At 68.2% G+C, this 13329-nt stretch carries 9 protein-coding genes; 3 read left to right on the forward strand and 6 right to left on the reverse strand.

Translation table 11 applies throughout. The features are described from left to right. The 3 genes from AC5Y31_RS14035 to AC5Y31_RS14045 all read right to left on the reverse strand — a co-directional run bounded on the left by AC5Y31_RS14035 (window position 1) and on the right by AC5Y31_RS14045 (window position 5661). Window positions 1–825 carry an SDR family NAD(P)-dependent oxidoreductase gene (locus tag AC5Y31_RS14035; protein WP_499981002.1) on the reverse strand — a complete coding sequence of 275 codons (825 nt, stop codon included), beginning with the start codon at window positions 823–825 and terminating at the stop codon, window positions 1–3. Between the two features lie 158 nt (window positions 826–983). After that, complete coding sequence (locus AC5Y31_RS14040) at window positions 984–4757, reverse strand: multifunctional oxoglutarate decarboxylase/oxoglutarate dehydrogenase thiamine pyrophosphate-binding subunit/dihydrolipoyllysine-residue succinyltransferase subunit (RefSeq protein WP_499981004.1); 3774 nt, start codon at window positions 4755–4757, stop codon at window positions 984–986. Between the two features lie 121 nt (window positions 4758–4878). Then, the gene (locus tag AC5Y31_RS14045; protein ID WP_301631026.1) at window positions 4879–5661 is read right to left on the reverse strand and encodes a hypothetical protein; all 783 of its coding nucleotides are present in this window, start codon (window positions 5659–5661) and stop codon (window positions 4879–4881) included. Window positions 5662–5897: 236 nt separating this feature from the next. Here AC5Y31_RS14045 and AC5Y31_RS14050 point away from each other — a divergent pair, with 236 nt between their 5' ends. Then, window positions 5898–7907, forward strand: coding sequence for a DHA2 family efflux MFS transporter permease subunit (locus AC5Y31_RS14050; protein ID WP_499981006.1), 2010 nt, complete (start codon window positions 5898–5900; stop codon window positions 7905–7907). A 14-nt stretch (window positions 7908–7921) separates the two neighbouring features. Here AC5Y31_RS14050 and AC5Y31_RS14055 read toward each other — a convergent pair whose 3' ends face one another. Then, window positions 7922–8497 carry an LppP/LprE family lipoprotein gene (locus tag AC5Y31_RS14055; protein WP_301631025.1) on the reverse strand — a complete coding sequence of 192 codons (576 nt, stop codon included), beginning with the start codon at window positions 8495–8497 and terminating at the stop codon, window positions 7922–7924. Window positions 8498–8605: 108 nt separating this feature from the next. Here AC5Y31_RS14055 and AC5Y31_RS14060 point away from each other — a divergent pair, with 108 nt between their 5' ends. Continuing rightward, window positions 8606–10330, forward strand: coding sequence for a DEAD/DEAH box helicase (locus AC5Y31_RS14060; protein WP_499981008.1), 1725 nt, complete (start codon window positions 8606–8608; stop codon window positions 10328–10330). Next, the gene (locus AC5Y31_RS14065; protein ID WP_499981010.1) at window positions 10327–11469 is read left to right on the forward strand and encodes an acyltransferase family protein; all 1143 of its coding nucleotides are present in this window, start codon (window positions 10327–10329) and stop codon (window positions 11467–11469) included. Before AC5Y31_RS14060 ends, AC5Y31_RS14065 begins: the two co-directional genes overlap by 4 nt. Here the strand turns inward: AC5Y31_RS14065 and AC5Y31_RS14070 are convergent. Together AC5Y31_RS14070 and AC5Y31_RS14075 are read right to left on the reverse strand one after the other, a co-directional pair. Then, complete coding sequence (locus AC5Y31_RS14070) at window positions 11459–12040, reverse strand: TetR/AcrR family transcriptional regulator (protein WP_065022682.1); 582 nt, start codon at window positions 12038–12040, stop codon at window positions 11459–11461. The genes AC5Y31_RS14065 and AC5Y31_RS14070 overlap by 11 nt on opposite strands. Further along, entirely contained in the window at window positions 12040–13260 is a 1221-nt protein-coding gene (locus tag AC5Y31_RS14075) for a cytochrome P450 (RefSeq protein WP_499981011.1), read from the reverse strand. Before AC5Y31_RS14075 ends, AC5Y31_RS14070 begins: the two co-directional genes overlap by 1 nt. Window positions 13261–13329: the final 69 nt, after the last annotated feature.

Genomic DNA, 13329 nt, shown 5'->3' on the forward strand with positions numbered 1-13329 from the left:
CTAGCGGGGTCCGAACCGGGGGATGACGTAGGCGAATAGTCGCTGGTATCGCGAGCCGGTGAGGCGCACGAGCAGATCGAGGGCCCGCGCGTCGTTTCCGATCAGCACGCGGGCCCGGCTCTTGCTGACCCCGTCGAGGATCACCCTGGCGGCTTCCTCTGCGGTGGTGGAGGCCAGTCGCCGATCGAAGAAGTCGGCCATCGCCGCGGCATCCACCCCCTCCGCGGTGGTCGCGTTACGGGCGATCGCGGTCTTGATGCCGCCCGGATGCACCGTGGTGACCTTGACCGGATGCTTGGCAATGGCCATCTCCTGGTGCAAGGCCTCGGTGAACCCGCGGACGGCGAACTTGGCCGCGTTGTAGGCGGCCTGGCCGGGCATCGACAGCAGCCCGAACAAGCTGGAGATGTTGATGACGTGGCCGTCCCCGGAGTCGATCAGGTGTGGCAGGAAGGCCTTGGTGCCGTTGACCACGCCCCAGAAGTCGACGTCCATCACGCGCTCAATGTCCTTGAACTGGCTGTCTTCCACGTCGCCGCTGAACGCGATGCCGGCGTTGTTGTAGATCTGGTTGACCTTGCCGAAGTGCTCCTTGACCTCGTCGGCGTAGGCGATGAACGCTTCCCGCTCGGTGACGTCGAGGCGGTCGTCCTTGACCCGCACGCCCAGCGCGGCCAACCGCTGCTCGGTCTGCGCAAGACCCTCGGTGTCGACGTCGCTGATCGCCAGCTGCGCGCCCGCGCGGGCCAGTTCGACGGCCAGCGCCTGGCCGATGCCCGACCCGGCTCCGGTGACAACGGCGACTTTCCCGGCAAATCCCTGCATGTGCTCTCCCAGCGGTCGGTTGACCATTAGAGCCTATCCGGTACCGCCGGTACCGTGTTCACGCAGTCCGGTACGCGCGACGAGGGTGCACAGTAGTACGTGTCAGAACGGCGTGTCCCTGTGCAAACACGCACCCTCGCCGGAAGGGGAGGGAACGCTTACCCGAATGCGAGGTCGATGATCTCCTGCTGCTCGACGGCGTGCACCTTCGACGAACCCGACGACGGCGCCGACATGGCCCGCCGCGAGATCCGCTTGATCCCGCTCAGCTTGTCGGGCAACAGCTCCGGCAGCTCCAGGCCGAACCGCGGCCACGCCCCCTGGTTGGCCGGCTCCTCCTGCACCCAGAAGAACTGCTCTGCATTCGGATAGCGGTCCAGGGTTGCGCCCAGCCTGCGCTTGGGCAGCGGCGCCAGTTGCTCGACCCGCACGATCGCCACGTCGTCGCGGCCGTCCTTGGCCTTGCGTGCGGCCAGCTCGTAGTAGATCTTGCCGCTGGTCAACAGGACCCGGGTGACTTTGTTGCGGTCGCCGTCGCCGTCGCCGTAGGTGGGCTCTTCGAGCACCGAGCGGAACTTGACGTCGGTGAAGTCCTTCAGGTCGCTGACGACCGCCTTGTTGCGCAGCATCGACTTCGGGGTGAACACGATCAGCGGCCGCTGGATCCCGTCGAGGGCGTGCCGGCGCAGCAGATGGAAGTAGTTCGACGGAGTCGACGGCATCGCGATCGTCATCGAGCCCTCCGCCCACAACTGCAGGAAACGTTCGATGCGCCCGGAGGTGTGATCGGGGCCCTGGCCCTCATGGCCGTGCGGCAGCAGCAGCACCACGGTGGACAGCTGGCCCCACTTGGCCTCACCGGAGCTGATGAACTCGTCGATGATCGACTGGGCGCCGTTGACGAAGTCGCCGAACTGCGCCTCCCACAGCACGAGCGCCTCGGGGTTGCCGACGGTGTAGCCGTACTCGAAGCCGACCGCGGCGAATTCGGACAGCGGTGAGTCGTAGACCAGGAACTTGCCGCCGCTCGGGGTGCCGTCAGGGTTGGTGGCCAGCAGCTGCAGCGGGCACAACTCCGCGCCGTTGGACTGGTCGATGATCACCGAGTGCCGCTGCGAGAAGGTGCCGCGGCGGGTGTCCTGCCCGGACAGCCGGATCAGCTTGCCGTCGGCGACCAGCGAACCCAGCGCCAGCAGTTCGGCGAACGCCCAGTCCACCTTGCCCTCATAGGCCATCTCCCGGCGCCGCTCGAGCACCGGCAGCACCCGCGGGTGCACCGTGAAGCCGTCGGGAATCGTCATGAACGCATCACCGATGCGGGCCAGCGTCGCCTTGTCCACCGCGGTGTTCAGGCCGCGGGGGACCTGTTGCTCGGATTCCACCGACTCGCTGGGCAGCGCGGCGTGCTTCTCCAGTTCGCGGATCTCGTTGAACACCCGCTCCAGCTGACCGTGGTAGTCGCGCAGGGCGTCCTCGGCCTCTTTCATCGAGATGTCGCCGCGGCCAATCAGGTCTTCGGTGTAGCTCTTGCGGACGCCGCGCTTGGTGCCGATCACGTCGTACATGGACGGGTTGGTCATCGACGGGTCATCGCCCTCGTTGTGCCCGCGCCGGCGGTAGCACAGCATGTCGATGACGACGTCCTTCTGGAACTTCTGCCGGAAGTCCACCGCCAGCCGGGCCACCCAGTCGCACGCCTCCGGGTCGTCGCCGTTGACGTGGAAGATCGGCGCGCCGATCATCTTGGCGACGTCGGTGCAGTATTCGCTGGAGCGGGAGTGGTCCGGCGCCGTGGTGAACCCGATCTGGTTGTTGACGATGATGTGGATAGTGCCGCCGACCCGGTAGCCGGGCAGCAGTGCCATGTTCAGCGTCTCGGCCACCACGCCCTGGCCGGCGAACGCCGCGTCGCCGTGCAGCATCATCGGCACGACGGAGAATGCCGGCTGCCCGCTGCCATCCGAGGCGCCCTTGTCCAGCAGGTCCTGGCGGGCCCGGACCAGTCCCTCGAGCACCGGGTCCACCGCTTCCAGGTGCGACGGGTTGGCAGTCAGCGACACCTGAATGTCGTTGTCGCCGAACATCTGCAGATACACCCCGGTGGAGCCGAGGTGGTACTTGACGTCGCCGGAGCCGTGCGCCTCGGCCGGGTTGAGGTTGCCCTCGAACTCGGTGAAGATCTGCGAATAGGGCTTGCCGACGATGTTGGCCAGCACGTTGAGCCGGCCGCGGTGCGGCATGCCGATGACGACCTCGTCGAGCCCGTACTCGGCGCACTGGTCGATCGCGGCGTCCATCATCGGGATGACCGACTCGGCGCCTTCCAGCGAGAACCGCTTCTGCCCGACGTACTTGGTCTGCAGAAAGCTCTCGAACGCCTCGGCGGCGTTGAGCTTGCTCAGAATGTATTTCTGCTGCGCCACAGTGGGTTTGATGTGCTTGACCTCGATGCGCTCCTGCAGCCACTGCTGCTGCTCGGGCTCGAGGATGTGGGTGTACTCCACACCGACATGGCGGCAGTAGGCGTCGCGCAGCACCGAGAGGATCTCGCGCAGCTTGCGGATGTCGCCACCGGGCAGTCCCTCGACTTTGAACTCCCGGTCCAGGTCCCACAGCGTCAGACCGTGGGTCAGCACGTCGAGGTCGGGGTGGCTGCGGAAGCGGGTGTTGTCCAGCCGCAGCGGGTCGACGTCGGCCATCAGGTGGCCGCGGTTGCGGTAGGCGGCGATCAACTCGACGACCCGGGCGTTCTTGTCCACGACGGAGTCGGGGTTGTCGGTGCGCCACCGCACCGGCTCGTAGGGGATGGACAGCTCGAAAAAGATCTCGTCCCAGAAGGCGTCGGACAGCAGCAACTCGTGCACCGTGCGCAGGAAGTCGCCCGATTCCGCGCCCTGGATGATCCGGTGGTCATACGTCGAGGTCAAAGTGATCAGCTTGCCCACCCCGAGTTCGGCGATGCGCTGCTCGCTGGCGCCCTGGAACTCGGCGGGATACTCCATCGCGCCGACCCCGATGATCGCGCCCTGGCCGGCCATCAGCCGCGGCACCGAGTGCACGGTGCCGATGGTTCCGGGGTTGGTCAGCGAGATCGTCACCCCGGCGAAGTCCTCGGCGGTCAGCTTGCCGTCCCGGGCGCGCCGCACGATGTCTTCGTAGGCGGCGACGAATTGGGCGAACCGCAGCGATTCGGCGCCCTTGATGGCCGCCACCACCAGGGAGCGCTTGCCGCCGGCGCCCTGCAGGTCGATGGCGAGCCCCAGATTGGTGTGCGCCGGGGTGACGGCGTTGGGCTTGCCGTCGATCTCGGCGAAATGCCGGTTCATGTTCGGGAACTGCTTGACCGCCTGCACGATCGCGTAGCCCAGCAGGTGGGTGAACGAGATCTTGCCGCCACGGGTCCGCTTGAGCTGATTGTTGATGACGATGCGGTTGTCGATCATCAGCTTGGCCGGCACGGCGCGCACGCTGGTGGCCGTCGGCACCTCCAGCGAGGAGGACATGTTCTTGACCACCGCTGCGGCTGCTCCGCGCAGCACCTGCACCTCGGCGTCGTCGGCCGGAGCGGGGGACTGGGACTGGGCCGGCTTGGTGGCCTTGGCGGGTGCAGGCTTGGTCGGGGCGGGCTTCGGCGCGGCGGCCGGCTTCGCCTGGGCGGCCGGTGCAGGTTGGGCGGGCGGCGGCGTGGACTTAGCGGGCGGGGCGGCGGGAGTCGGTGCGGACGGCGCTGCGGACGAGCCGTCACCGCTGTGTTCATGCGCCGGTTCCAGCTTCGCCTCTCCTCCGTCGAGGCTCACTGAACCGCCGGGCTTGTAGTCGGACAGGAACTCGTGCCAGCTCGGATCCACCGATGACGGATCGTCGCGGAATTTGCGGTACATCTCCTCGACTAGCCACTCGTTCTGACCGAAGGGTGAACTCATACCGCTCACGTCTGTTACTCGCCTCGATTCCTGGTCGTCCGGCGAGGCATGTGCGCCGCGCCCGCCTGCCTCATAAAGGCTAGCCCCTCCCCGTTATTCCGCCAGGCTCGCCGCCGAATGTCGGCCCTGATCAGGCCGACGGTTGGGCGGGACTGACATCGTCGTCGTGCAGGGCCGGAAGCAGATGCAAGGTGACCGGCCAGCGGTCGGCGGCGGGACCGAACGCCGCGCGGGCGTTCTTGATGATCTTCTTGCCCATCATGCGGTTGCCGAGGGCCCCGATCAGCGCGCCCAGACCGACCGGCAACAGCTTGCCGAACGCCAACGCGCCGCGTCGCAGGGTGAAGCGCTTGACCGAGTACCGCAGCAACCGGGAGTTCAGCTCCGATACCGCCGGCAGCGGCAGCGCCGCGGTGCCCTCGGTAAGCCAAGCGCCGCTGGTGCGGCCCGAGCCCAGCAGCTCGGCCATCGCGCCCTTGCCCTGATCGCCGACCAGTACCGCCAGCACCAGGGCGCGGCGTCGCTCCCTGTTGTCGACCGGAATGCCGTGCGCCTCGGCGACGGACAGCACGAAGAACGCGGTGGCCTCCAGGAAGACCGCGGTCTCCCCGGCCACCGCCGACAGCGCAAGCAGGGTGCCGATCGCCGGCACCGCCGCGGTGGCGCCTACCGCGGCACCGCTGGCTGTGGCCGCCGCCAGGTAACGCTTCTCCAACTTCGCCACCACTTGCGCCGGGCTGGTGCCGGGCTCGCTGTGGCGCAGTCGCTCCACGTAGGCGCGCACGGCCGGACCCTGTACCCGCTCACTGCGCTCGATGACCCGGGACAGCACCCGGGCCGCCATGCTGGGCTTCTCCGCGCCGGTCGCCGGCGCCGGTTCCTGCGCCGACCGCCGTCGTCGAAAGATGCCCATGGTGCCTCCCGTTCGGCTCGCGTGATGTTCAGGCTAACGCCCCGGTGGGTGTTTACCCGCTTCAACGGCGCAGTAGCCCTCCGGCAGCGAATCACCGTGTCGGCGCTGCGAGTTGTTCAACACAACATCTGTCCGTAGCGTCGCATCAAGTGGCTTCATGCCCGGAACCGCAGAGCGCAGCGAGGGGAGGGGCGGCGCTTGTGAGCACCGCGAGCAGCCGGACTCGACCCGGTCCGGTGGATTCGACCGACCCGTGGAACGCGCTCTGGGCGATGATGCTCGGCTTCTTCGTGATCCTGGTGGATTCGACGATCGTGGCGGTCGCCAATCCGAGCATCATGGCGGCGCTCGGCGTCGGCTACGACACCGTGATCTGGGTTACCAGCGCCTACCTGCTCGGTTACGCGGTGCCGCTGCTGGTGGCCGGACGGCTCGGCGACCGGTTCGGCCCGAAGAACCTCTACCTGGTCGGGCTGGCGGTTTTCACCGGCGCCTCGCTGTGGTGCGGCCTGGCCGGCGGGATCGAGATACTGGTCACCGCGCGTGCGGTGCAGGGCGTCGGCGCCGCGCTGCTGACGCCGCAGACCCTCTCGGTGATCACCCGCACCTTCCCCGCCGATCGTCGCGGGATGGCGATGAGCGTGTGGGGAGCGACCGCCGGTGTCGCGACGCTGATCGGGCCGCTGGCCGGCGGGGTGCTGGTGGACCGGCTCGGCTGGGAGTGGATCTTCTTCGTCAACGTTCCCGTCGGCGTCCTGGGCTTGGTCCTGGCGTTCGTGCTGATCCCGGACCTGCCGGTGCACCGGCATCGGTTCGACTGGGTCGGGGTGGCGCTGTCGGGAATCGGGATGTTCCTGGTCGTCTTCGCTCTGCAGGAAGGCGAGTCGCAGGGGTGGGCGCCGTGGATCTGGGCGCTGATCGTCGGGGGCATCGGCTGCCTGGCGGTCTTCGTCTACTGGCAGGCGGTCACCGGAGGCGAGCCGCTGGTCCCGCTGCACATTTTCCGCGACCTCGACTTCGGGCTGGCCAACCTCGGGGTGGCCGTCATCGGCTTCGCCGCCACCGCGATGGTGCTGCCGGTGATGTTCTACGCCCAGGTGGTATGCGGGATGTCACCGACCCGATCGGCGTTGCTGACCGCGCCGATGGCGATCGCCAGCGGCGTCCTGGCCCCGGTGGTCGGCAAGATCGTCGACCGGGCTCACCCGCGCTCTATGGTCGGGTTCGGCTTCTCGGTGCTGGCGATCGCGCTGACGTGGCTGTCGATCGAGATGACGCCCACCACCGCGATCTGGCGGCTCGTGTTGCCGTTCGCGGCGGTCGGCGTCGGGATGGCGTTCATCTGGTCGCCGCTGGCAGCTACGGCGACCCGCAACCTCCCGCCGCATCTGGCCGGCGCCGGCTCCGGGGTCTACAACGCCACCCGTCAGGTCGGCGCGGTGCTGGGCAGTGCCGGCATGGCCGCCTTCATGACGTCGCGGATCTCGGCCAACCTGCCGCCGATGCCGGGCGGCGCGCACCCGGGGGCCCGTCAGCTGCCCGGGTTCCTGCACGAGCCGTTCGCGGCGGCGATGTCGGAGTCGACGCTGCTGCCCGCCTTCATCGCCCTGTTCGGCGTGGCGGCCGCGCTGTTTTTGGTCGGCATCGTCATCCCGCCGGCGCGCCGGACGTCCCGGTACTTCGACGAGCTCGACGGCTCCGACGATGCCGGCGACTTCGAGGACCTCGACGAACTCGACGAACTCGACGAACTCGACGACGGGATTCACCTCGCCGAAGCGCGCGTCGTAGAACGGGTCAGTCTGCCGCGCCACATCGCGGCGCTGCACGCGGCCCGCGAGGCCGACGAGCCGACCGAGCTGATCCCGATCGTCGCGCCGCCCAGCCAGCCGGAGCCCCGCGCGCCGGTCCGGCGCCACTCCCACCGGCCGGCCCGGCACTTCCGCCGACCGGCCCGGCACGAAGCACGTCAACTGATCCGGCATGACGATGCCGTCACCGAGCCGCTGACCGTCGAATTTCCGCCGGTGGCACCCTCGGCGCCGGAGCCGCCGCCGGTGAGCCGCAACGGCTTTCATGTCGGGACGGGACAGCACTTCCGCCCGATCGTCAACGGGGCACCGGTGCCCGACGTGCTGGCCAAATTCGGCATCACCGGAAGGGCCTCGGGGCGCCGCAACCGGCACTACCGCGACGACCCCGACGACACCGACGAGCTCGGGCAGCACTCCGGCCGCGACACGTAGTCCCGGATCTGCGGCTACCGGGCGGTGTTGCCGATGATCTCCACACCGGTGCCGTTCCACCGGAATTTGGCCAGACCGGTCAGCCCGGCGATGCCGCTGGCGTTCTTCAACGCCACCGTGTCGGGGGTGCAGTGCGCAAGGTCGATCCCGTTGAACCCGTAGGTGTCCGGCACGGCCTGCGGAAGGAACACTCCACGATGGAACAGCACCGCCCGGGTGCCCGGATGGTCAGCGTTGGTGTTGGCCTTGACGATCACCGCCGACAGGTCCGCGCACTCGCTGTAGTTGCCGGCCAGCGGTTCCGGGCTCCAGGGTTGTCCGCTGCGCGGGTCGTGGGGCAGCTCCGAGACGGCCTTGGCGATCGCCGGGGCGGCCAGGTTGACCGCGCACGGGTCGGCCGGCGCCGGCATGCTGCCGGTCGCCCCCGACGAGGTGGTGGGGGCCGCCGTACCGTCGGGTGCGGCGGGAGGGCTGGTGTTCTGCGGGGTCTTGGCGACGGTGGAATCGCCGGAACTGCACCCGGCCAGCAGCGCCACGGACAGCGCGCCGACCACGGCTAACGGTCTAGCGGCGGCAAACACACCGGGCACCGTACCGTCGTGCCGGGGTTAACTCCGGGAGGCGCGGCCGAGCATCGGGCAAGGCACGAACCGCTGTGGCGATCGGCAGGCGTTGTTGCCCGTAGACTGCTAAGCGCCATGACCTCGCTTGATACCCCTCCCGGGTCCGATTCCCACCCACCTGCCGCGACCTTTGCTGACCTGCAGATCCACCCGTCGGTATTGCAGGCCGTCGCCGACGTCGGCTACGAGACGCCCTCGGCGATTCAGGCCGCCACCATCCCGGCGTTGCTGGCCGGCTCCGATGTGGTCGGCCTGGCCCAGACCGGCACCGGCAAAACGGCGGCGTTCGCCATTCCGATCCTGTCGCGCATCGACACCGCCAGTAAGGCCACCCAGGCGTTGGTGCTGGCCCCCACCCGGGAGCTGGCCTTGCAGGTCGCCGAGGCATTCGGGCGCTACGGCGCGCACCTGCCGCGGGTCAACGTGCTGCCGATCTACGGTGGCGCCTCCTACACCGTGCAGCTGTCAGGGCTGCGACGCGGTGCCCAAGTGGTGGTCGGCACCCCGGGCCGGGTCATCGACCACCTGGAACGCGGCAGCCTGGACCTGTCACACCTGGACTACCTGGTGCTCGACGAGGCCGACGAGATGCTGCAGATGGGATTCGCCGAGGATGTCGAGCGCATCCTGGCCGACACCCCGGAGTACAAGCAGGTGGCGTTGTTCTCGGCCACCATGCCGCCGGCGATCCGCCGAATCACCACCAAATACCTGCACGATCCGGTCGAAGTCACCGTCAAGGCCAAGACCGCCACGGCGGAGAACATCACCCAGCGCTATATCGAGGTCGCCGGCCCGCGCAAGATGGACGCCTTGACCCGGGTGCTCGAGGTCGAGCCTTTCGAGGCGATGATCGTGTTCGTCCGCACCAAGCAGGCCACCGAAGAGGTCGCCGAAAAGCTGCGCGCCCGAGGCTTTTCCGCCGCGGCGATCAATGGTGATATCGCTCAGGCGCAACGCGAGCGGACCATCGCCGCGCTCAAGAGCGGCAACCTCGACATCCTGGTCGCCACCGATGTCGCCGCCCGCGGCCTGGACGTGGAGCGCATTTCCCACGTGGTCAACTACGACATTCCCAACGACCCCGAGGCCTACGTGCACCGGATCGGGCGCACCGGGCGGGCCGGGCGCTCGGGGACCGCGCTGCTGTTCGTCAGTCCGCGGGAACGGCACCTGCTCAAACTGATCGAGAAGGTGACCCGGCAGAAGCTGATCGAGTCCGAGCTGCCCAGCGTCGACGACGTCAATGCGCAGCGGGTGGCCAAATTCGCCGACGCGATCACCAATCACCTCGGCGCGTCGGGCATCGAGTTGTTCCGGCGCCTGGTCGAGGACTACAGCCGCGAACACAACGTGCCGATGGCCGACATCGCCGCGGCCCTGGCGCTGCAGTCCCGCGACGGTGAGGCGTTCCTGATGGTGGAACCGCCCCCGGACAAGCGACGCGAACGCGCCAAGCCGGATCGCGACGGCAGTCGGGACGACCGGAAACGGGCGGGCCCCAAAGAGGGATTCGCCACCTACCGGGTCGCGGTCGGCAAACGCCACCGGGTCAACCCGGGCGCGATCGTCGGCGCGCTGGCCAACGAGGGTGGCTTGCGGCGCAGCGACTTCGGCAACATCACCATCAAGGTGGACCACTCGCTGGTGGAACTGCCGGCCAAGCTGCCGGGCAAGACGTTCAAAGCGCTTGAGCAGACCCGCATTCAGGGCCAGCTGATCAACTTGCAGCGTGACCGGCCGTCCGGTAAGCCCGAGCGTCGCGGGGAGGGCGGGACGCACCGGAAACGGATGGGATGACGCTGCCGCAGGAGGAGGTCGCCCAAGGCGGGCTGGAGCAGGTCGGTCACGTCGATCGGGTCGCCTCACTGACCGGTGTGCGCGCGGTGGCCGCGATTCTGGTTGTCGGCACGCACGCGGCCTACACCACCGGCAAGTACACCCACGGCTACGCCGGACTGCTGGGTTCCCGGATGGAGATCGGGGTGCCGATCTTCTTCGTGCTCTCCGGTTTCCTGTTGTTCCGGCCCTGGGTGCGCGCCACCGCATTCGATCGTCCCGCCCCCTCGGTGCGCCGCTACGCCTGGCACCGGGTGCGGCGCATCATGCCCGCCTACGTCGTCACCGTGCTGCTGGCCTACCTGATCTACCACTACCGCACCGCCGGACCGAATCCCGGCCACAGCTGGATCGGGTTGTTGCGCAACCTCACGTTGACCCAGATCTATGACGGCACCTACCCCTACGGTGGTTATCTGCATCAGGGGCTGACCCAGATGTGGAGCCTCGCGGTGGAGGTCGCCTTCTATGTGGCGCTGCCGGCGCTGGTCTACCTCACGCTGGTGTGGCTGTGTCGGCGACAGTGGCGGCCGGTGCGCCTGCTGGCCGGGTTGACGGTACTGGCGGCGATCAGCCCGATCTGGCTGACCCTCGCGCACCTTCCCGATCTGTTGCCCGGCGGTGCCCGAATCTGGCCGCCGACCTACCTGATCTGGTTCGTCGGGGGCATGGCCCTGGCGGTGCTGCAGGCGATGGGTGTGCGTTGCTACGGCTTCGTGGCGATTCCGTTGGCGCTCATCAGTTATCTCGTTGCGGCCACTCCGATCGCCGGGGAACCCACCACGTCGCCGACCAAACTTTCCGAGGCGCTGGTCAAGGCGGTCTTCTACGCTGCGATCGCCACCCTGGCGGTGGCGCCGCTGGCGCTGGGCAACCAGGGTTGGTACGCCCGCTTGCTCGCCAGCAGGCCGATGGTGTGGCTGGGGGAGATCTCCTATGAGATCTTCCTGGTCCACCTGGTGCTGATGGAGGTGGTGATGGTGGAGGTGCTACGAGCCCCGGTCTATACCGGGTCGATGCTCAACCTGTTCGTGCTCACGATGGCGGTCACCATTCCGGTGTCCTGGCTGCTGCACCGGTTCACCCGGGTCAGGTCCTGAGCCGATCCGGCGCCACAACGACCGGAACCACGAACTGCATCAGCATCGCCCGCTCGTCGTCGGCGTCGCGGCCCGGAAAGCTCAGCAGCGACGTCATCACCCGCACCACCCAGCGGGCGCGCTGCTGGGTGTCGCTGTCGTCGGTCCCCAGCGCGGACAGGAATGTCGTGACCATCGCGGTGATGACCTCGGAGCGCTCGGCCATCGCGGCACCGATCGGCGGCCCGGTCTCGGCGAACCACGACGCCAGCGCCGGGTTGGCCCGCACCAGCGCCAACGACTCGGTGATCCCGGTGACCAGCCGCCCGGCCGGATCGTCGATACCGGCCAGCCGCTGGGTCAGCTCCTGATACAGCGTGTTGGCCCAGCGGTGTACGTAGGCGCCGTAGAGCGCGTCGCGGCTCTCGAAGTAGCGGTACAGCGTGGCGCGCGAACACCCTGCGGCGCGGGCGATTTCATTCATGCCGACCGAGCCGGGGTCGTGCTGGGCGAACAGGGTCTCGGCCGCGTCGAGGATCTTCTCGGCGGCCAGCTCGCCGCGCTGATCCGACAACCAGGACCGCCCGGCCATCATGAGGCGGCGGTGAACGGAATCGACATCGGCCGGCGCACGTAACCGCCACCGGCCCAGCGGATCCCGGCCTCGTCTATCGCATAGTCCGGGCAGCGGGCGAGCAGCTCCTCCAGCGCCACCCGGGCCTGCATGCGGGCGGCCTGGTTGCCGATGCAGTGGTGTGCGCCGTAGCTGAAGGTGAGGATCTGGTGTGGCTTGCGCAGCACGTCGAGTTCGCCGGCGTTGGGCCCGAACTGGCGCTCGTCGCGATTGGCCGAGCCGTAGAGCAGCAGCGCCTTGCGGCCGGCCGGAATGGTGGTGTCGCCGATGGTCACATCCCGGGTGGTGGTGCGGGCCAGACCTTGCACGGGTGAGGTCAACCGCAGTAGCTCCTCGACGGCATCGCGGATCAGCTCGGGCCGGTCTACCAGCAGCTGGCGCTGGTCGCGGTGGTGTTGCAGCAATTGCACTGAGCCGCCGAGCATCCCGGTCGTGGTGTCGTTTCCGCCGGTGACCATGGTGAAGGTGAACGCTAGCACCGCCAGCAGCCCCTTGATGTCGCCGTCGGCGCCCATGCCGGCCGCCACCAGATGCGAAACGGTGTCGTCTTCGGGTTCGGATCGCCGGCGTTCGATGAGCGCGGTGAAGTAGCCCATCATCTCGCCGATCGCGTCCCCGGCCGAGGCGACTCCATCTTCGCTGGTGGTGGCCGCGACGATCGCGTCGGTCCACCGGTCGAACTGGGCGCGGTCCTGCTCGGGTACCCCCAGGTAGTGCGCGACGACCATTGACGGCAACGGCTTGAACAGGTCGACGACGATGTCCCCACCGCCGTCGGCCTGCAGCCGGTCGAGGCGCTCGACGACGAACTCGCGAACCTTCGGCTCCAGCAGCTCGACCTGCCGCGGCATGAAGCCACGGGCCACCAGCTTGCGGAACTCAGTGTGCACCGGCGGATCCTGCATCACCATCGGCGGGTTGTCGGCCAGGCCGATCATCTCCAGCTCGCCGTAGTTGATCGTCAGCCCCTGCGCGGAGGAGAAGGTCTCGTGGTCGGCGGCGGCCGTCCAGATGTCGGCATGCCGGGACAGCACGTAGTAGTCGTGGTCGGGCTTGTCGGTCGGGACCACGTGGTGGACCGGGTCGTGATCGCGCAGCGCGGCATACATCGGCCAGGGGTTCGGCCAGGTGTCAGCGTTGCACAGCTCGAACTTCGGATGAGACAAAGCAGTCGTCATGTCTCATGGATACGACATGGATGATCGTCTGTCAATCCCCGAGACGGAAATTCACGACGCGGCGCACCG

This window comes from Mycobacterium sp. NGS18 (genome assembly GCF_059813185.1).